15 protein-coding genes are annotated in these 20,326 nt (G+C 64.0%); 8 read left to right on the forward strand and 7 right to left on the reverse strand.

The genetic code is table 11. The features are described 5' to 3' along the window. Positions 1 to 4 precede the first annotated feature (4 nt). The 4 genes from RGV33_RS18475 (at position 5) to RGV33_RS18490 (ending at position 5,996) form a co-directional block, all read left to right on the forward strand. Positions 5 to 1,561: an ABC transporter substrate-binding protein gene (locus RGV33_RS18475; RefSeq protein WP_322145520.1), complete on the forward strand. Its 1,557-nt coding sequence runs from the start codon at positions 5 to 7 to the stop codon at positions 1,559 to 1,561. A gap of 148 nt (positions 1,562 to 1,709) precedes the next feature. After that, entirely contained in the window at positions 1,710 to 4,271 is a 2,562-nt protein-coding gene (locus tag RGV33_RS18480) for a TonB-dependent receptor plug domain-containing protein (RefSeq protein ID WP_322145521.1), read from the forward strand. Between the two features lie 19 nt (positions 4,272 to 4,290). Further along, a complete protein-coding gene (locus RGV33_RS18485; RefSeq protein WP_322145522.1) occupies positions 4,291 to 5,370 on the forward strand; it encodes an LLM class flavin-dependent oxidoreductase in 1,080 nt (359 codons plus the stop codon). 167 nt (positions 5,371 to 5,537) lie between these two features. After that, complete coding sequence (locus RGV33_RS18490) at positions 5,538 to 5,996, forward strand: REP-associated tyrosine transposase (protein ID WP_322145523.1); 459 nt, start codon at positions 5,538 to 5,540, stop codon at positions 5,994 to 5,996. A gap of 68 nt (positions 5,997 to 6,064) precedes the next feature. Here the strand turns inward: RGV33_RS18490 and RGV33_RS18495 are convergent, their stop codons facing one another. The 7 genes from RGV33_RS18495 to RGV33_RS18525 all read right to left on the reverse strand — a co-directional run bounded on the left by RGV33_RS18495 (position 6,065) and on the right by RGV33_RS18525 (position 14,392). Continuing rightward, positions 6,065 to 7,843 carry an ABC transporter ATP-binding protein gene (locus RGV33_RS18495; protein WP_322145524.1) on the reverse strand — a complete coding sequence of 593 codons (1,779 nt, stop codon included), beginning with the start codon at positions 7,841 to 7,843 and terminating at the stop codon, positions 6,065 to 6,067. After that, positions 7,840 to 8,676 (reverse strand): ABC transporter permease, encoded by an 837-nt coding sequence (locus RGV33_RS18500; protein ID WP_322145525.1) that lies wholly within the window; start codon positions 8,674 to 8,676, stop codon positions 7,840 to 7,842. Before RGV33_RS18500 ends, RGV33_RS18495 begins: the two co-directional genes overlap by 4 nt. Further along, positions 8,673 to 9,719, reverse strand: coding sequence for an ABC transporter permease (locus tag RGV33_RS18505; RefSeq protein ID WP_322145526.1), 1,047 nt, complete (start codon positions 9,717 to 9,719; stop codon positions 8,673 to 8,675). The genes RGV33_RS18500 and RGV33_RS18505 overlap by 4 nt, the downstream gene beginning before the upstream one ends. Next, a complete protein-coding gene (locus RGV33_RS18510; protein ID WP_322145527.1) occupies positions 9,712 to 11,262 on the reverse strand; it encodes an ABC transporter substrate-binding protein in 1,551 nt (516 codons plus the stop codon). Before RGV33_RS18510 ends, RGV33_RS18505 begins: the two co-directional genes overlap by 8 nt. A gap of 3 nt (positions 11,263 to 11,265) precedes the next feature. After that, on the reverse strand, positions 11,266 to 12,441 hold the full coding sequence (locus RGV33_RS18515; protein ID WP_322145528.1) for an LLM class flavin-dependent oxidoreductase: 1,176 nt from the start codon (positions 12,439 to 12,441) through the stop codon (positions 11,266 to 11,268). 159 nt (positions 12,442 to 12,600) lie between these two features. Next, positions 12,601 to 13,332: a class II aldolase/adducin family protein gene (locus RGV33_RS18520; protein WP_322145529.1), complete on the reverse strand. Its 732-nt coding sequence runs from the start codon at positions 13,330 to 13,332 to the stop codon at positions 12,601 to 12,603. Positions 13,333 to 13,348: 16 nt separating this feature from the next. Beyond that, entirely contained in the window at positions 13,349 to 14,392 is a 1,044-nt protein-coding gene (locus RGV33_RS18525; RefSeq protein WP_322145530.1) for an ABC transporter substrate-binding protein, read from the reverse strand. Between the two features lie 410 nt (positions 14,393 to 14,802). On the opposite strand from RGV33_RS18525, the gene RGV33_RS18530 reads away from it, so the two are divergent. From RGV33_RS18530 to RGV33_RS18545, 4 genes are all read left to right on the forward strand, one after another. Continuing rightward, positions 14,803 to 16,035, forward strand: a complete 1,233-nt coding sequence (locus tag RGV33_RS18530; RefSeq protein ID WP_322145531.1) for an acyl-CoA dehydrogenase family protein — start codon at positions 14,803 to 14,805, stop codon at positions 16,033 to 16,035. Positions 16,036 to 16,119: 84 nt separating this feature from the next. Next, positions 16,120 to 17,886, forward strand: coding sequence for an ABC transporter ATP-binding protein (locus RGV33_RS18535; protein ID WP_322145532.1), 1,767 nt, complete (start codon positions 16,120 to 16,122; stop codon positions 17,884 to 17,886). Further along, positions 17,879 to 19,726 (forward strand): ABC transporter ATP-binding protein, encoded by a 1,848-nt coding sequence (locus RGV33_RS18540; protein ID WP_322145533.1) that lies wholly within the window; start codon positions 17,879 to 17,881, stop codon positions 19,724 to 19,726. The genes RGV33_RS18535 and RGV33_RS18540 overlap by 8 nt, the downstream gene beginning before the upstream one ends. Before the next feature lie 324 nt (positions 19,727 to 20,050). After that, positions 20,051 to 20,260: a hypothetical protein gene (locus RGV33_RS18545; protein WP_322145534.1), complete on the forward strand. Its 210-nt coding sequence runs from the start codon at positions 20,051 to 20,053 to the stop codon at positions 20,258 to 20,260. Positions 20,261 to 20,326 lie beyond the last annotated feature (66 nt).

The raw sequence follows: 20,326 nt of genomic DNA on the forward strand, positions 1-20,326 counted from the left end.
TGCCATGAGCCTACTGTTCAGCCGTCGGGACTTTCTCGGCTACAGCGCGACCGTCGGCGGCGGCTTGCTGCTGGCCGGTTGCGGCCCCGCTGACACGCCCAAAAGCGTCACCGCCGACGATCAACCCCGCTACGGCGGGCGCTTGCGCCTGGGGATTCTCGACGGCAACCAGAGCGGCAACCTCGACGCCCACAAACCCATTGGCAGCGGCATCGTTCGCGGCTTTGCGTTGTACAGCAAGCTCTGGGAATGGGACGAGCAGATGCAGCCGCGCCTGGCCCTGGCCGAGTTTGCCGAGCCGAATGCCGACGCCAGCAGTTGGACCCTGCGCCTGCGCCCCGGCCTGGAGTTCCACAACGGCAAGACCATCGACGCCGATGACCTGATCTTCTCGATCCGCCGCCTCACCGACCCGCAGCTGGCCTCGCCCTACGCGGCGCTGCTGCACTGGGTGGACCGCGACAACCTGGTCAAGCTCGACAACCGCACCGTGCGCCTGAGTTTTCGCGAGGGTCGCAGCTACATGCCGCTGGCAGAAACCTGGGTCAACTTCGGCGGCATCGTGCCGGTGGATTACCACCCGGTTACCAACCCGGTGGGCGCCGGGCCCTACAAACTGAAAAGCTTCACCCCCGGCCAGCGCTCGCTGTTCACCCGTTTCGAGAACTACTACAAGGACGGCAAGCCCTACGCCGATGAGCTGGAGATCATCGACTTCAAGGACCAGGTCTCGCGCCTCGCCGCCCTGCGTTCCGGGCAGATCGACATGGCCAACGTGATGCCCACCGAACAGCTGCCGATCCTGCAAAAGGACCCGCGCCTGAAGGTGATCACCTCGGTGACCGGCAACTGGTTGTCGTTCGACATGAACCTCGACAAGCCACCCTTCAACGACCCGCGGGTGCGCGAAGCGTTTCGCCTGATGGCCGACCGTGACGAACTGGTGCGCCGCGCATTGAACGGCCAGGGCCGGGTGGCCAATGACCTGTATGCGCCCAGCGACCCGACCTTCAACCACGACCTCGGGCCACGCCCCTACGACCCGCAACGGGCGGCGCAACTGCTCAAGGACGCCGGCCAGGAAAACCTCGAGGTGGAATTGATCACCACCCCGGGGCCAGGCTTGAGTTCGGCGCTGGTGCTGGCCGAGCAGGCCAAGCGCATTGGCGTGACCCTCAAGGTCAAGCAGGTGGACCTGGCGACTTTCCAGGGCCCGTTGAAAAACGACTGGACCCTGAGCACCGGCGGCAGCATCGGCGCGCCGTTCCTGGCCAGTGCGATCCATACCGACGCGCCGTTTGCGGTGTCCAACAAGACCCACTTCAACGACCCGCAATTCAGTGAACTGTTCCTGGCCGCCATGGCCCAGCCCGACCTGGAAAAACGCAAGGCCCTGGTGCATCAGGTCCAGCAGATCCAGTACGAGCGCGGCGGGATGCTGATCTGGGGCTACGCCGATTTGCTCGACAGCGTCTCCACCCGCGTCGGCGGAGCGCAGTCGGAAGAGTCGCTGTTCAGCACCTGGCGCTTTGAAAAGCTCTGGCTCAAAGACACGGCCTGAGCCACTTACACCGTATCGCCCTGTAGGAGCCGGCTTGCCGGCGATGGCGTCCGGTCGACCGGCGCAGGGCTCAAGGGCCTTATCGCCGGCAAGCCGGCTCCTACAAGGGACCGTGCGCTCTTCATTCTTTTTATGGGGCATTTCTGCCATGCACGCTATCGCCTTGCGTTTACCTCTGCTGCTGGCCGCAAGCCTGCCAATTCAGGCCTTTGCCGCCGATACCCAACTGCAAACCGTGACCGTGCAGGCCAGTGCCAGCCAGTCCGATGACGACGCCCTGCCCACTCGCCCACCGACGTCGGTGTACGGCGGTACCGAAACCAAAGTCCTCGATACGCCGCGCTCGGTGGTGCAAATCAACGCCGAGCAGTTGGCCAACGACTCGATCCGCAGCGCCGACGACCTGGTCAAATACGCCCCCGGTATCACCCGTGGCGGCGGCCAGAACGCCGGGATCGCACCGCAGTTTCGCGCCCAGGGCTCCGAAGTGTTCCAGGATGGCCAGCGCGCTTACGGCGTACGCCACCCGGCGAATTTCAACGCCTACGAAGGCGCCGACATTGTCGCCGGCCCGTCCTCGGTCACCTACGGTTCGGTGTCCGGCAGCGGCGGTTATGTGAACTACCTGAGCAAGAAGCCCGACTTCAACGAGTTCAAGACCAAACTCAGCGGCGAACTCGGCTCGTGGATACCGGACGGCACCTCGCGCAGCTCGACCAAATTCAGCGTCGACAACACCGGGCCCTTGAGCGACAACCTGGCCTACCGCCTGAGCATCACCAAGCAGCGCCAGCAGGACTTCTACGACAACGTCGACAACAATTTCGACGCCTTCTACGGCGCCCTCGCCTGGCGCAACGACAACGTACGGGTGGACTGGAACGCCAGCTACGACAACTACTACGACTACAACATCACCCACGGCTGGAACCGCGCCACCCAGGACCTGGTGGACAACGGCAAGTACTACGCCGGCCGCGCCACACCGATTATCCAGAACGGCAACAGCCTGTGGTCGCCGGTGCTGGCCTCCGGTGCCGCCGACGCACCAACCCTTGGCTGGGTGAAACGCCAGCGTAATGCCCAGGGCCAATACAGTGTGGTGGACGGCAGTTTCCAGACCGCCTCGCCCAATACCCAAAGCAACCCCGGCAGCCTGCGGGGTTGGGTGTATGACCCGACGCTGGCGGGCAACGGCGAACGCTCGCTGTCTTCGCAAACCGGGCAGCGCAAGGAAGACGAAAGCAGCTCCCGGCGCTTTACCACGCAATTGCGCATCGAGGCCGACCTGTCGCCCACCATCACGGTGGCCAACAGCACGTTCTACCAACGCTCCAAGGACATCACCGATGCCGTGGGTTCGTTCCAGGTGCAATCCAAAGACAACATCTTCGACAACCGCTTCGAATTCCGCTCACGCAATGAAACCCGGCTGGGCGGCTGGACCCTGCGCGATGACAGCAACACCGGCCTGATCTATCGCCGCGAATTCAACCAGTCGATTGCCGCCAACAACAGTTTTGGCTCCACCATCAACGCCTATGACTTGACCCAGGACCCATCCGGCAAAAACCCGGGCGACCTGCTGGGCCTGAACGGCGCAAACCCCGCCGGCGGCAATGGTGCGTGGATCGGCCAACCCGGCGTACCGCAATACTCCAACTACTATGGCTGGCTGAACCTGCCGCCGATGTACCCGGCCGGGCACGGCCTGTACGCCGAATCCGTAGCGCCCTACACCGCCGAAAGCACCTGGACCACCAAGACCTTCTTCAGCCAGCACAACCTCAAGTACGGCGACTATTTCGGCCTGAACATCGGCGCCAGCCGCAGCTGGATCGAGGCCGAGATCGACAATCCGTTCGTGCTCGCCGGCGGCAACCCGCGCAAGGACAGCGACAACTATCGGCTGTTTGCATTCCAGGTCAGCCCCTACGTCAAACCCACGCAAAACACCACGCTCTACTACACCTTCGATCGCTCGCTGGCGGTCAACACCGGGTTCTTCTCCAACGGCCTGGGCTGGGGCAGCGGCAGTGGCGCCAACCAGCTCAACCCGCTGGCGTTTCAGAGCCTGAGCGTGTTGCACGAAGTGGGCGTGAAGGTGGAAGCGGTGCCCAACCAACTGTTCATGACCCTGGCCGCGTTCAAGCAGGCCCGGGACCAGGCGCCAGACAGCAACAACAGCATCGCGCGGCTGGTGATCAAGGGCGTGGAAGCCACCGTGCGTTATCAGCCGGATGAGCACCTGCGCAGCGGCTTGAACCTGTCCAAGCTCAACGCCTACAACGAATTCACCTCCCAGGCAGGCTTTGCGTCAGCCGGGTTTGTGCCCGACAACGGCACGGTATTCGGCGACAACAACAGCCTCAACCAGCGACCTTCCGGGCGTTTTGACGCGGTGCAGATTCCCGAATACACCGCCAGTGGCTACGTCGACTACCGCTTTGACTCGGGCTTTGGCGCCGAGCTGTCCGGCTGGTGGACCAGCAACTGGTACCTGAACCTGAGCAAGACCGTAAAGATCCCCAACGAATACAACCTCGACCTTGCCGTGTACTACCGCCAGCCGCAGTGGAGCACCACCTTGCGCGTGCTGAACCTGACCAACGAGCTGAACTTCGTCAGCGGCCTGGCCGGCTCCACCAATACCTTCCTGCAACCGATGCCTGGCCGCACCTTACTGGCCCAGGTCGACTACCAGTTCTAACCCTCACAGGAGCCCCACCATGTCCATTGAATTTGTCGGCATGATCTTCCCCCGCCAATGGTCCGAGACCCGTGGCGTGCGCAGCCCGGATTTCGACCTCGACTTTATCCGCCACCACGCCCGCGCCCATGAACACGCAGGCTTTGACCGGGTGCTGATCGCCAGCGGGCCCGGCAGTGCCGACAGCCTGCAAATCGCCGCCTACGCGGCAGCGCACACCGAGCGCCTGGGGTTCATGATTGCCCACCGCCCGGGGCTCACTGCGCCGACAGTCGCGGCGCGAGCCTTCGCTACGCTGGACCACACCACTGGCGGCGGGCGCATTCGGCTGCACGCCATCACCGGCATTACCGCCGAGCCCCAGGAGGGCGACTTCCTGCTGGACAAGACCGAGCGCTACCAACGTACCGACGAATACCTGGAGATTGTGCGGCGTACGTGGACCGCCGAAGAGCCGTTCGACTTCGCGGGCAAGTACTTCAACATCAAGGGCGCGTTTTCGCCGGTCAAGCCGCTGCAACAGCCGCACATCCCGATCTCGTTTGGAGGCTCGTCGGACATTGCCTATCAGATTGCGGTCAAGCATGCGGATTTGTACGCACTATGGGGCGAGCCGTTGAGCGGCGTGGCGGAGCAGATTGCCAAGCTCAAGGCGGCAGCCAGTGCCGCGGGTGTACAGGCGCCAAGGGTGAGTTTGTCGGTACGCCTGATTTTGGGCCCGACCGAGGAATTGGCCTGGCAGCGGGCGGAGCAGATTCTGGCGCAGATCAAGGCCAACCCGCAGTTTGCGGCGGGCAGTCCGTGGCAGAAGCGGATCAAGGGCACCGGGTCGGAGCGATTGTTGGCAGCGGCAGCGCAGGGGGATCGGCATGATCGGGCATTGTGGATGCCCACGGCGACGGCTGTTGGGGCGTATGGCGACACCACGGCGTTGGTGGGCACACCGGAGACGGTGGCCCAGGCGCTGCTGGATTATGTGGATCTGGGGGTCACGACGTTTTTGAACCGGGGGTATGACCCGCTGTATGACACCGTGGATTATGGGCGGTGGATCATTCCGGCGGTGCGCGAAGAGGCTCGGCGCCGCAAGGCCGCGTAAAGACGGCCTCCGCTATCGCCGGCAAGCCGGCTCCTACACGAAACCTGTAGGAGCCGGCTTGCCGGCGATGGCGCCCCCACAGACACACCCTGAGCCAAAAGCCCGCCCCAAATCTCGACGTTACGCACTAGCCTTTCCTGCCTGTATTACCAACAGGAGGACAGGGAATGTCCACGCTTCCCCACGCCAAACACCTACGCACCGGCCGCTATTCCGAATCCGGGCAGATTTACATGCTGACAGCCGTCACCCAGCACCGCGATCCTGTCTTCACCGATTGGCGGGTCGGCCGATTAGTCGTTCATCAATTCCGTCAGGCCCACACCGAAGGTTTGGTTGACTCTCTCGCCTGGGTAGTCATGCCTGATCATTTCCATTGGCTGGTCGAGCTCAAACACAGTACGTTGCCGCAACTGATGCTTGCAACAAAGTCCCGCAGTGCGCGTGCGGTTAACGCGCACTTGGGGCGCTCGGGGCGCTTCTGGCAGAAAGGTTTTCACGATCGGGCGATTCGCCGGGAGGAAGACCTGCAGGCCGTGGCTCGTTACATCATCACCAACCCAATACGGGCGGGGCTGGTGCGGCGGGTACATGACTATCCGCTGTGGGATGCCATTTGGGTGTGAACGGACGGACGCCATCGCCGGCAAGCCGGCTCCTACAGGGTTCGTGTAGGAGCCGGCTTGCCGGCGAATCAACCCAACGACGGCGAATGCGCAAGCAACGTCTGCGTATACGCCGCCTGCGGCTGATCCAGCACACTGTCCACGGCGCCCTGCTCCACCACCCGCCCGACCTTCAGCACCAGCACTCGGTCAGCAATCGCCCGCACCACACCCAGGTCGTGAGTGACAAACAACAACGTCAAGCCGTCCCGCTGCAACTGACGCAGCAAATCCAGGATTGACGCCTGTACCGATACATCCAGCGCCGAGGTGATCTCATCGCAGATCAACAGTTTCGGCTCACACAACAGCGCCCGGGCAATCGCCACGCGCTGGCGTTCGCCGCCCGACAGGCTATGGGGATACAACCCGGCCACCGAAGCCGGCAGCGATACGCGCTTGAGCACCGCCTCCACCCGCTCCCGCGCGGCTGCGCCTCTGACGGCAAAGAAATGTTCGAGCGGCGCACTCAGGGTCTGGTACACCGTCTGCCGGGGGTTCAACGCCCGGTACGGGTTCTGGAAGATGTACTGAATCTGGTGGCGCAACCCCGCCTCACGCTGCCGTGCCTGTAACGGCAGCGGTAGCCCGGCATATCGCAGCTCGCCTTCGGCATTTTCCCCCAACCCGGCCACCGCCCGCGCCAGGCTGGTCTTGCCAGAGCCGGACTCACCCACCAGCGCCAGGCATTCGCCCGGCAGCAGCTGCAGCGACACGTCAAACAGCACTTGCCGGTCATACGCCACGTTCAACCCGCTGACCTCCAACAAGGCCTGGTGGGTGCGCGTATCTACGGCTGCAATCGGCGCCAGGGCAATCCGCTGCAACGGTTGGTCGTGGGGCGCGAAACACGCCACTTCATGCGCCGCCAAAAGCGTTTGCAATAACGGTTCGTGCTGCGAACACTCAGGCCGAAAACGCTCACACCGCGGCCCGAAACCACAGCCTTGCGGCCGCTGCCCCGGCGCGGGTGCATGCCCGCCAATCGCCAGCAATTCACGGCGCCCGGCCACATCGGGAATCGCCGCCAGCAAACCGCGCGTATAGGGATGCGCAGGCCGGCTGAACAACCCGGCCCGCGTGGCCGTTTCTACGATCCGCCCGGCGTACATCACCATCACCCGGTCCACCAGGTCCTTGATCACCGCCAGGTCATGGGACACATACACCGCCGCCACGCCCTGGCTTTTGCACAGGCGGCGCAACGTGGCGAGGATATGCGCCTGGGTGGTGACGTCCAGGGCGGTGGTGGGTTCGTCCAGCACGATCAGCCGGGGCCGCAGCACGAACGCCAGGGCCAGCATCACCCGCTGTTGCTGGCCGCCGGAGAGTTGATGGGGGAAGCGCCGTAGAAACTGCGCGTCATCAGGCAAGCCGACATCACGCAAGGTTTCAATAATCCGCTGTTGCTGCGCCGCCTTGTCCAGTCGCAGTGGATGCACCGCCAGGGTTTCGCGCAGCAGGCTGCCAATGCGCAGCGCCGGATTCAGCGCCGTGGCCGGGTCCTGCGCCACATAGCCGATCAGGCTGCCACGGGCGCGGCGCAAGGCTTCACCTTCCAGGCTCAATAACGCCTGGCCGGCGATGTGCACCTGGCCACCGATAATCTGTGCGCCGCGCCGGGCATGACCCAGCAGCGCCGTGGCCAAGGTGGTCTTACCTGAACCCGACTCCCCCACCAACCCGAGGATTTCACCCGCTTGCAGGCTGAAGGACACACCGGACAGCACATCCACCTGCCCCGCCAATTCAACCCGCAAGTCACTCACCTGCAGCACCGTCGTCGTAATCTCCGCGATGGCGTTCATGGTTGTTTTTCTCCCAGGCGTGCGCTGCTGCGGCCGATACCTTCGGCGAGGATATTGGTGCCATAGGCAAACACACCGATCAACACCGCCGGCGCCAGCACGGCCCAGGGCTGCACCAGCAACCCGGCCTGGTTTTCGTTGATCATCAAGCCCCAGTCCGCCGTCGGCGGTGCCACGCCGTAACCGAGGAAACTCAGGCCCGAGAGCATGCCCACGCCCCAGGTCAGCATGTTGCCAAAGTGCACCAGCAACGGCGTGAGGATATTCGGCAGGATCTCCTTGAACAGGATCCGCCGCCGCGAATAGCCCATCATCTGCGCCGCCTCGACAAACTCCTGCCCCGCCACCGCCACCGCGCTGGCCCGCGCCAGGCGGATCACCCCCGGGATAAATGCAATCGACACCGTGAGCACAATCAACCACGGCGCACGGCCCAGCATCGACACAATCAACAACACCAGGATCAAGTCGGGAAACGCCAGCGACACGTCCGCCAGCCAGGTGATCAACTGGTCCAGGCGCCGCCGCGACAGGCCCGCGAGCAGGCCCAGGGTGCTGCCGACGGCCAGGGCAATGCCCGCCGCCGCCAGCGACATCCACAGCACCGACAGGCCACCGTTGAGCAGCCTCGACAACACGTCGTGCCCCAGGAAGTCATAGCCAAGCAGCGCCCAGCCAGCAGGAGCGCCATACACCGGCCCGACCATGTCCGTCGAGCCATGGGGCGCCAACAACGGGCCGAACAGCGCCACGGCGATCACCAGCAAGGTAACCAGCGCGCCCTTGCGGGTTTGCGGTTCGGCCAGCCAGCGGGAGATTCGACTGTTGCTCATGCATCACCTCGCGAGCGCCGCCACCATGGGGTAATGCCCCGGCGGTTGCGCAAAATCATGGTCACGCGACGGGCCGTGCGCAGCTTGGGCGTGAGCAGCACCGTCAACAGGTCGGCCAACAGATTGATCAGCACCACCGCCAGGGTGATCACCAGCACAATGGCCTGGATCATCGGCAAGTCGCGCATCTGGATCGCCGCGTTGAGGGCCGTGCCGATGCCGGGGTAACTGAAGATCACCTCGGCCAGCACCGCGCCGCCGATCAGCGTGCGCAGGGTCAGGGCCACACCCTGGATCGCCGGGACCAGCGCGTTGGGCAAGGTATGACGCCACACGATGCGCCACTGCGGAATGCCCCGCAGCCGTGCGGCAATCACGTAGTCGGACTCCAGCGCCTCGATCATTGCCGCGCGCACCATGCGCGTGAGGTAGGGCAGCGCCGACAGGCCCAGGGCCAGCACCGGCAGCACCAGGAACGGCAACTGGCGCCACAGCGACTGGTCCGGGTCGAGGATCGACACCGCGGGCAACCAGTCCATGTGCGGCATGGAAAACAGCAGCACCAGGCCGATGGCCAACAGAAAGCCGGGCGTGGCCTTGAGGAAAATCAGCAACGACAGGCTCCAGCGGTCGAGGTGGCTGTCGCGGCGCAGCGCCAGGTACACGCCAAGGCCCAGCGCCGCAGGCACCACCACGGCGATGACCCCGGCGAGCAGCGCCAGGGTGTAGCCGAAACGGCCCCACAGGAGGCTGCTGACTGGCGCGTTGGAGTCCAGTGACACGCCCAGGTCACCGCTCAGGGCCGAGCCGAGCCAGCGCAGGTATTGGCGCAGGATCGGCTGGTCCAGCCCCAGTTGATGTTGCAGGGTGAGGATGCTTTGCAGCGGCGCGTCGGGGCCGAGAATCACCCGAGCCGGGTCCGAGGGCAGCGCCTGGGTGGCGATAAACACCACCAGGCTGATTACCCAGGCGGTGAGCAGGCCATAGCCCAGCCGGCCAATAAACCACGACAGCCAGGCGGGTGTTCGCAAGGGTTTAGACATGGTTCAACCACAGCTCGTCAAAGCGCCAGGAGGCGAAGGTGGTCTGTTCTGGCGTAAGGCCGCCAACCCGCACCGACGCGGCGTCCAGCACATCGCTGAAGCCCCAGATCAGCAGCCCGCCGCGTTCGTGCTGGATCTGCTGGGCCTCGTGCACCAGGCCTTTGCGCAACTGCACATCCGGCTGCGCCAGCGCCTGGCGGTACAGCGCATCGAAACGCGGGTCATGGAAATTGCTGCGGTTGTAGATCGCCAGCGGCGCGTCGTTGTGCAACGCCGACGCGAGGAAGCCACGGGCCGGGGTCGAACCCGGCGAGAGTTGCCACTGCTCACGCTGCGGGCCGTTGAATACGGCGCCGTCGACCTGGGTAACGCGGACCTCCACGCCAGCGTTCTTCGCCTGCTGGGCAAACACCAAAGCGGCATTCACGCCGGAGCCGGACGGGGTCGTAAGCTCCACCCGCAAATCGGCCTGCCCGGCCTGGCGCAGCAGCGAGCGTGCCTGGTCCAGGTCATGGGGACGCTGCGCAATGTCGTGGTTGTAGGTGGGGTCGTGGGGCGAATACAGGTCGTTGGCGATGCGTCCGAAACCGTTGAGGCCACGGCCCACCAGCTCTTGCCGATCGGCCAGCAAACGGAACGCCTGGCGCACCCGCACGTCGTCAAACGGCGGCTTGGCCAGGTTCAGGTTGAAACCGGTGAACGAGGTGCTGGGCGACACACACAGCGACAGGCGCGAGTCGGCCTTGAGCAGCGCACTGTGCTCGGCCTGCACGCCGCTGGCGACGTCGATCTGCCCGGCACGCAGCGCGGCAACCCGTGACACCTGGTTCTTGAACTCGATGATCTCCAGTTCGTCGGCATAGGGCTGGCCGGGTTTGTAGTAATTCTCGAACCGGCTGTAGAGCGAGCGCTGGCCGGGCACGAAGCGCTTGAGCTTGTAGGGGCCGGCGCCCACGGGGTTGGTGATGGGGTGGTAGTCGGTGGGCACGATGCCGCCGAAGCTGATGAGGGTTTCGTCCAGAGGGAAAAAACTCTGGCCCTGTTTGAAGCGGATTTCGATGGTGCGCTCATCCAGCTTGCGCAGCGCATTGCGGTCGATGGCGCCCACCAGGCCGGCAAATGGCGAGGCGAGTTTCGGGTCGGTGAGGCGCAGCAGCGAGAACAGCATGTCGTCGGCGCCGATGGTCTTGCCGTGGTGGAACTCCAGGCCCGGCTTGATGCGGATGGTCCATGCGCTGGCGTCGGCGTTCGGCTCGGCGAACTCGGCCAGGGCAAGGCGCGTGCTGACGTCGGTGCTCCATTCCCAGAACTTGCTGTACAGCGCCCAGCCGCGAATGATCCCGCCGCCCACCGGTTTGTGGGCATCGAGGTTGCCGGACTGGTCGCCGTCGATGATGCCGATGCGCAGGCGTCCACCAGTGGTCGGTGTGGTCGACAATAGCGCTGCCGGCGCGGCACCGCTGTCACAGCCACCCAGCAGCAAACCGCCACCGATGGCCAGGCTGTTGCCGAGGAACACCCGGCGGGAAAATCCTTCGTTCATCAGCTACGCCTCGTGGTGTTGCACGGCGTTCAGACGCGGCACTTCAAAACCGTGGTCCAGGTCCAGCAGCGGAAATAGCAGGTCCGCCACCCGGTGCGCCTCATCGATCAGCGGGAAACCCGACAGGATGAATGCCGAGGTGCCCTGGGCTTCGTACTCGCGAATGCGCTCGGCCACCTGTTCGGCGCTGCCCACCAGGTAAGTGCCGGCGGCGGGGCCAAGGATGTTGAACCCGAACAGGCTCGGGCCGAGCCATACGTTGGGGTAAATCTCCAGGTCGCGGGCCTTGGGCAGGCGGCCGGCGCGAATAGTCTCGACGTTGCGCTGGGTTTGCGGGTCGTCGCTGTGGAAATCCTCGAAGCTCACACCGGGTGGCAACTGGCGCTCGATGGCGTTACGTGCGGTTTGCAGCGAGGTGCGTTGCAGCAGTTTCTCGGCGTGGGCCCAGGCCTCTTGTTCGGTCTCGCGCACGATGATTTGCAGGCGGGTGCCGAAGGTCAGTTCACGGCCGATCTTCGCGGCTTCGGCGGCGACCTTGCGGAATTTGTACCCCAGCTTCGGCGGCGTATTGGCGAAGCTCAGGTACACGTCGAGCAACTGCACCGAATGCTCAACGCCCGGGCCCGACGTACCGGCGCCCCACAGCGGGATGCCCGGCTTCTGGTACGGCGGGTGCCAGCCGCCCAACGGATGCTTGGCCGCCCCCGGCGCACGCGGTGCGAGCTTGACGTATTGGCCGTCATAACCCCGAGTATCGCCGGCATAGAAACCCTGGAAGGCGCGCCAGTATTCGAGGCTGAAGGCGTAGCGTTCGTCATGGGGGTAGTGCACGCCGAGGGTCGCCAGGCCCGCGTCGTTGCCATTGACCACGTTGAACAGCAGGCGGCCATTGGAGAATTGGTCAAAGGTCAGGGCCCACTTGGCCAGGACAGCCGGTGACAGCTCGCCCGGGTGTTGCGCCACCAGGAAGCGCAGGCGCTGGGTGGCGTCGATCAGCGAGGCGGCTACCGCCAGGCTTTCGTTGGGGCTGGAGCCCAGCAGCGAGCCGTAGAAACCCAAGCGGTCGCTGGCGACCGCGAGTTGCTTGAGGTGTTGGAAGTCGGTCTTCCAGCGGCCTTCGGGTTCCCATGGATAAGGGCCGTCGGGGGTGGTGAGGTACCAGAGAATTTTTACCGCCATGGGGCAACGTCCTTGAATGGAACCGCCCCTTGTAGGAGCCGGCTTGCCGGCGATGACGGTGGCACATCCAACAGGAATGTCGCCTGATGCACCGCTATCGCCGGCAAGCCGGCTCCTACAGGGGTCGTGGTGGTTTCAGTCACCGTGATAAGGGTGTGTTCAGTTTTTGCGGTCGATGGCGGGGACCAGGCCCAGCGCCGTGGCCTGCTCAAACAACCCACTCATCTTCCACTGCTGGGTCAACACCCCCGGGCCGTAAGCCCGTGAACCACCCAGGGCATCCGCCAGCAATTGCAGCTGCGCGCCCTCCTCCAGCAACAGGATGAATTCAGCCGTGGCGCGCAGCCCTTGCTTGCCCCATACGGTGGAGCCGCCGTTGGCTTCCAGAATCGCCAGGTTGAAGGGGTTTTCAGCAATCTTGTCGAGGATGAAATCCACTTCCTGCTGGCGGCGGTCGATGTACACCGGCAGCTCGCGCGCCAACTGGTAACGCTGCACCGGCACGTAGTGGAACGGCAGCGTGCGGTGGGTTTGCGCCCAGGCGCCGAGGTATGGCGAGTGCACGTGAGACACAGTGGTCACGTCTGCATGCTGCTGGAACAGTTTGGTGTAGCGCCCCAGTCCGCCCTTGCCTTTGCCGAAGATCACGTTGCCGGCAAAGTCGGTGACGGTGGCCTGCAGCGGCTTGCGGTAGTTCCACGGGCCGCCGTAGTTGACCGACACCAGCAGTTCCTGGCCCGGCACACGTTCGATAAAGCCCACGGTGCCATTGGCGGTGATGGTGTTGGTCTCACGGAAGACGGTGAAGGCTTCTTCGGCTTCCAGCAGCACCTTGTCGATAAAGTCCTGCAGTTGCTGGGTGATCGGTTGGGCGTGGACAATGGCAGTCATGGCAGTTTCTCCGGGTTCAGGCGCGGCGCTTGGCCAGCAGTTCATGGGCAGCTTGCAGGGGGCGCGGGTCGACCCAGTCGGCGATCAAAAAATCGCGCTCCAGGAAGCCGTGCAGGTACAGGAAGTTTTTCTGGACGCCGAGAAAATCCAGGCGCTGGGCCGACAGGTCTGGCGCCAGGGTGGTATGGAAGTCGCCGCGATAGGCCTCGGCCACCCCGGCACTGCCGGCACGGGTTTCTTCTTCGAGAATCGCGTTCAGGCCCTCGCGATTATTCGCGGCCCAGTCAGCCGCGCTGAGGGTTTGTGCGAGGAAGCGCACCACCAGGTCAAAGTGGTTGTCCAGCAAGCTCTGGTGGACGGTGATCGGGCGCGGCGTGCCGTTGTTGATGCGGTAGCGCGGCTCGGCGATCAGGTCCAGGTCGATGCCTACCACCAGGCCCAGACGCCGCGCCGCGTCGGCGGCCGAAGCCCCCTTGACGTACACCGCATCCACTTCGCCGCGCACCAGGTAATCCAGGCCCGACCACAGGCGTTGCAAACCCTCCTGTGGGTTGGGCGCCTGCTGCTGGTCATGCAGCGCCACCTCCACCAGTTGCACATCATCAAAGCCCAGGCCGGCCAGGCTCAACGCGCCTTTATAACCGTGCAGGCTCATGGCGCGGGCGATGCTGCCGGGGCGGTTGTCGCCCCAGGCCGGCAAGGCCAGGCGTTTGCCTTTCAGGTGTTCGGGACGCGTGATGCCAGAGTCCGGGCGGACCAGGATGGTTTGCCATTCCTCGATCCAGGTCAGGCCGATCAAACGGCTCGGGGCACCGGCGGCACGGGCGGCCAGGGCCGGCACATTACCGCCCTCGCGAAACAGCCCTGGCAGTTCGTGATCGTAGTGGTGATGGCCCAATTGACGGGCCTCTTGCAGGGTCGAGACCGGCAGGCCGTCGGCGGCGAACTCTTCACTCAGCCAGCCGAGCTTGTAGGCGATGCCGGAAGCGGTCGGCACCGGGCAGCGAGTAAACCAGATCTGCTCAAGCGCAGGCTTGGGCAGGATGGCGGAAAGGGTCATGGGCAGCTCCATTAAATTGGGCAAGGCAGTCGCTGGGGCTATTGCAGAGGCCGTGCCAATTGGCCAAAGCCCCGGCCTGCAAGGCTTTGGCCCATCCACCTGAAACACCGCTGCTGGCCTGTCAGCAGCACTGCTGCTGGCCCAGCAGTCACCCGCCCGACACTGCTTCCCCAGCAACACCGCCTTCTCGCAGGGCCCGCCAGGCGCGGTTTTTAGCGTTGGCGCAGAACTTGCTCAAGGCACCTTCAATGCCCGACATCCAGCGCAATCCCCTGTAGGAGCTGGCTTGCCAGCGATGGTGGTTAACGATGACGTGTACTGACGGGTTTACGCGGTGCACTTGAGTCCATCGCTGGCAAGCCAGCTCCTACAGGGGCTTAAACACACGGGCCAAATCAGGGGAAGAAACTATGAGTACGTTCGAACAGGTACCGGTACGCCAACTGCACAGCGAGGCCGAGGCGATTGCCGCGGCCAAAGAGATCGCTGTGGAGATCGCCGCGATCGCCGCCGACAGCAGTCAGAACGGCCAATTGCCGTGGCGCCAGGCGCAATTGCTGTCCCAGAGCGGCCTGACCGCCATCGGCGTGCCCAAGGCATTTGGCGGGCTGGGTGCCTCGGTGCAAACCATCGTCGAAACCGTGCGCCTGGTCTCGGTGGCCGATGGTGGTGTAGGGCAGTTGCTGCAGATTCACAACGTGATGCTGCGGGGTATCTTCAACGGCTATCCGGATGCAGCGCGTGATCGCCTGGTGGCTGACGTATTGGCCGGCAAGCGCTTTGGCAATGCCCTGGCGGAAGTCGGCGGCAAGAACAAGTTCGCCCTCAAGACCCGCGTCGAGCGGCGTGCCGACGGCAAGCTGGTACTCAACGGCAGCAAGTTTTACTCCACCGGCTCCTACCTTGCCGAATGGATCTCCCTCACCGCCGCCTCCGATGACGGCGGCGCAGGCGTGCTGCTCAACCGCAACGCGCCCGGCCTGACGCTGGTGGATGACTGGGAAGCTTTCGGCCAGAAAAACTCGGTCAGCGGCACGGTGAATTTCGACAACATCGAACTGGACGAAGACTTCGTCTCCCGCCGCAAGGGCCCGATGAAGCGCACCGGGCTGACCTTCCCGCAGATCCTGCACGCGGCAATTGATACCGGGATTGCCTCGGGCGCACTGACGGCGGCAGTGGAGTACCTCAAGCACAACGCCCGGCCGTGGGTAGAAAGTGGCGTGGACCACGCCAATGAAGAGCCGCACATCATCAAGCAGATCGGCGAATACGCGGTGGCCCTGCGCGCGGCCGAGTCACTGCTGCGGGATGCGGCGCGGGTGTTTGACGAGCATGAAATGGACCCGGAAAACAAGGCACTACAGGACGAATTGATCCTGTCGGTAGCCACCGCTCGGGCGCACTCGGACAGCGCGTCGTTGAAGATTTCCAGCGATATCTTCTCGTTGCTGGGGGCCAGTTCATCGTTGAGCAAATGGAACCTGGACCGGTTCTGGCGCAACGCGCGGGTGCACACCACCCATGACCCGATTCGCTGGCGTTTGCACCACGTGGGCAATTACTACCTGAACGGAATTGATCCGGGTGAGTACACAGCGATCCTCAACGCCAAAGAAACCCAGGGCGCCACCACCCGCTAGGCCAGCCCAATACATACCCGTGGCGAGGGCGCTTGCGCCTTCGCCGCAGTTTGGGAACGATCAATAACCCCCATTGAGCTTTTCATGATCGAAAGACACCCTCTTCTGCGCAGCCTGGCGATCTACCGCGAAATGCCCTGGCGTTTCGCTCTGGTCGCCGGGCTGTTCGTGGCCATCAACCTCGGCCTGGTCTGGCAACAATGGCTGATCGGCCATGCCGTCAACGATGTGAGCGCCGGACGCGCGGTGATCCGCCAGGCTGACGGCAGCCTCGACGCCAGCCTGGGCTGGCACTGGTTATGGCTGATGCTCGCCGTGGCCCTGGGCCGTGGCGTACTGCAATACGCGGCCAGCGTGTTGTCCCTGGTCCTCAGCCAGGAACTGCTGACACGCCTGCGCGAACGCATCCTTGCCCAGGTGCAAAGCCTGCACCTGGGCTATCACTGGCAGCACGGCATGGGCGAGATGATCACCCGCACCACCCGTGACGCCGACAAGGTACGGGACGCCCTGATCACCTTCTGGCGCCAGGTGGTGGAAACCCCGCTGGTAGTGCTGGCCACCGTTGGCCTGTTGAGCTGGTACAACCCGTGGCTGGGGCTGGTACCGCTGCTGCTGACCGTCACCGGGCTGTGGATTTTCGTACTGCAGACCGAACGCCTGGTTGAACTCGACCGCAACGTCGGCGCGGCCTACGACCGGGTTAACCAGGACCTTAGCGAAGGTATCGGTGGCGTGCGGGTGATCAAGTCCTTTGCCCTTGAGCAACGCCGTGTCCAGGGTTTTGCCGAACAGGTCGCAGTGTTCGCCGGGCTGGCCCGCCAGGCCCTGGCCTATTCCAGCTCACGCATTCCGTTGCCCCAGGCAGTGGTCGCCCTGAGCCATGTGTGGATCCTGGTCTACGGCGCCCACCTGGTGGCCGCCGGTCAACTGGGCATTGGTGAGCTGGTGACCTCGTTGCTGATCGCCACCACCCTGGTATTTCGTATCGAAGGCATTGGCCGGGTGATGCAGACCTTCGCCGATGCCCGGGCCAGCGCCGAACGCATCTGGCAACTGCTGGATGCCCCGGCGGGCATCCGCAGTGGCAGCGCCACCCTGCCCGCTTCGCCCCTGGGGCTGCGCCTGGAACACGTCAGCGTCAGCACGCCCGGGGGCGGCCGCGACATTCTGCACGACTGCACGCTGGCCCTGGTGCCCGGCGAAATTGTCGCGCTGGTGGGCGCCACCGGTACCGGGAAAAGTCTGCTGGCCAGCCTGCTACCGCGTCTCACCGATGTGAGCGCCGGGCGCCTGTTACTCGGCAATGACGACGCGGGTTGGCAAGACATTCGCAACCTTGACCTCGGCACGCTGCGCCAACGGGTGCACGTGGTGCCGCAAGAGAGCTTTCTGTTTGCCGGCAGCCTCGCCGCCAACCTGCGCCTGACCGCGCCCGACGCCACCGATGAACAACTGCACGACGCCCTGCGCTTCGCCGCCGCCGACGACATCCTGCAGCGCCTGCCCCACGGCCTCGCCACGCCGCTGGGTGATCGCGGCGTGACCTTATCCGGCGGCCAGCGCCAGCGCCTGTGCCTGGCCCGGGCGTTGCTCGGCAAACCAGACATCCTGTGCCTGGATGACGCCACCAGTGCCCTCGACGCCATCAGCGAACGCCACGTGCTGAACAACCTGCGGGAACTGCATGGCACCACGGTGCTGGTGATCTCCAGCAAGTTGTCGACCATCCTTCTGGCCGACCGGGTGCTGATGCTGGCGAACGGCAAAATCGCCGCCGCCGGGCCACACGCCGAGCTGCAACACAGCAACCCACACTACCGCGACCTGCTGGGGATCGACCATGGCTAATCCAATCGCCGGCAAAGCCTTGAGCGATATCGAAATTGAAGAAATGCTCGCAAAAAGGGCCCTCGATCGCAGCATGTTCAAGCGTTTGCTACCGCTGCTCAGGCCAATCCGCCGCTCGATTTTAGCGGTTATTGGCCTTGAATTATTGCTCGTATTCACAGTGTTTTTGCGGCCCTGGTTCGTGCGTGAACTGCTGGACCGGGGCTTGATTCAGCAGGCCGATCACTGGCTGCTGGACGAGCGCCTGGTGCTGTGGCTGGGCCTCGGGTTGGCCGCCAGTTGGCTGGTGCGGTTCCTGTTGGCTGGCGTCTCGCAGTTTGTCGCAGGAAGCGCGGCGATACGCGTGCTCAATGCGCTGCGGGTGCAGGTGTTTGCGCATGTTCAAGGCTTGAGCGTGAGCTACTTCGACCAGACCCGCGCCGGGCGGATTATTTCCCGGGTTGACCGCGACGTGGATGCCCTCGAACCCCTGGTAATCCAGGGCCCGCCGGAACTGCTCGGGGCCTTGCTGCGCTGTGGCCTGGCGTCGGTGATGCTGTGGCGCATCGACCCGCGCTTTTTCCTCAGCCTGGTGGCCACCGTACCGCTGCTGGTGCTGGCCACGTGGAGTTTCAAGCGGATCTCCCAACGCAACTGGGCCAGCGTTGCGGAAAACCGCAGCCGCTTCACCGCGCACCTGGTGGAAAGCGTCAGTGGCGCGCGGATGCTGCAGCAGTGTGCCCAGGAGGCGCCGAACCTGCTGCGTTATCGCGGGCTGCTGGATGATTTCAACCATGCGTTGATTCGCGGCAGCCTGCGCTCGGGGTGGTTTGCGCCCTTTACCGCGCTGCTGAGTTCGGCGGGAATCGCCTTATTGCTGCTGGTAGGTGGCTATGGGCTGGCGGCGGGAGAGGTATCGGTCGGCCAGGTGGCGGAGAGTTTGTTCTACGTGTTTTTGTTCCTGGGGCCGTTGCAGGAGCTGTCGGACTTGTTTGAGCGTTACGCCACCGGCTCGGCGTCGGCGCAGCGGATTTTTCTGTTGCTCGATACCCAGGCGCAGATCACCGACAGCCCAACGCCGCGCCATCTGGGACGGGCACGGGGCGAGGTGCGGTTTGAGCAGGTGGATTTCAGCTATGTGCCAAGTGCGCAGGCGCCGGTGATCAATGGACTGGATCTGCATATTCCGGCGGGAGAGGTGTTAGCGATTGTGGGCCCGTCGGGGCATGGCAAAAGCACGCTGGTGCAGTTGCTGACGCGGTTTTACGAGGTGCAGTCGGGTGCGGTGCGGCTCGATGGTATCGATGTGCGTGAACTGACTCAGCATGCGTTGCGGCGCAATGTCGCAGTGGTGTTGCAGGACAATGTGTTGTTCAGCGGGAGCATTCTGGACAACTTGCGGCTGGCGGCGCCGTTGGCGCAAGACCCGACGCTGATCGCGGCGGCCCGGGAGCTGGGGGCGGATGAGGTGTTGGAGCGGTTGCCGCATCAGTACCACACGGAGGTTGGGCCGTTGGGGGCGCATTTGAGCCATGGGCAGCGGCAGCTTGTTTGCCTGGTGCGGGCGTATTTGGCGGACCCGGCGGTGCTGGTGCTGGATGAGGCGACTTCGGCGGTGGATATTCACACGGAGCGGCGCATTCAGCGGGCGTTGCGCAGGCTGTGCGAAGGCCGGACGGCGATCATCATTGCCCATCGGTTGGCGACAATCCGGGATGCGGACCGGATTGCTGTGGTGAGGCATGGGCAGGTCGTTGAGCTTGGAGCGCATGATGCGTTGATCGAGCGTGGGGGGGCTTATGCGGCGTTGTATCAGACGTATTTGCGGAGTGCCCGGGCGGGGGATTTGGTTGTCGGGTGATTGGGGGGGGCATATCCGTTGCTGCGGTCAGGGCCGCTATTGGTTCCGCTCTTACAGCGGCTCACTTTTGAAAAGCGCAAAAGTAAGCAAAACGCTCTTGCCCCACCACTCGGCACCTCGCCTAGGCTCGGTGTGCCCTCAGCTCCGGCATTACTCCGCGGGCCGCCGCGACGGGGCGTCCCTGCCCCGTCGCGGCTAAACCGGCGTCCTGCCGGTTTACCCGCTCCGTAATACCTGCGTTCGGCCAGCGTGGTTTAACGGGGCGCCTAAGATCAAGATCAAGATCAAAAGCAAGATCAAGAACACAGCGGCCTGAAAGCCGACATGAGTGTTAGAAGCAACAGAAAAATCAAAAGCGGCACGGTCAAATGTAGGAGCTGGCTTGCCTGCGATGGCATCACCTCGGTTTACCTGCAAGACCGAGTTGTCTGCATCGCCGGCAAGCCAGCTCCTACAGAAAAGCGCTTTGCTTTTAACACTCAGGTCGGCTTTCAGGCCGCCGTGCTCTTGCTTTTGATCTTGTTCTTGATCTGACTGCCCCAATCAGCCCGAGGCCGAACGCAGGTATTGCGGAGCGGGTAAACCGGCAGGACGCCGGTT

Source organism: Pseudomonas sp. Bout1, from assembly GCF_034314165.1.
In the GTDB taxonomy this organism is placed as follows: Bacteria; Pseudomonadota; Gammaproteobacteria; order Pseudomonadales; family Pseudomonadaceae; genus Aquipseudomonas.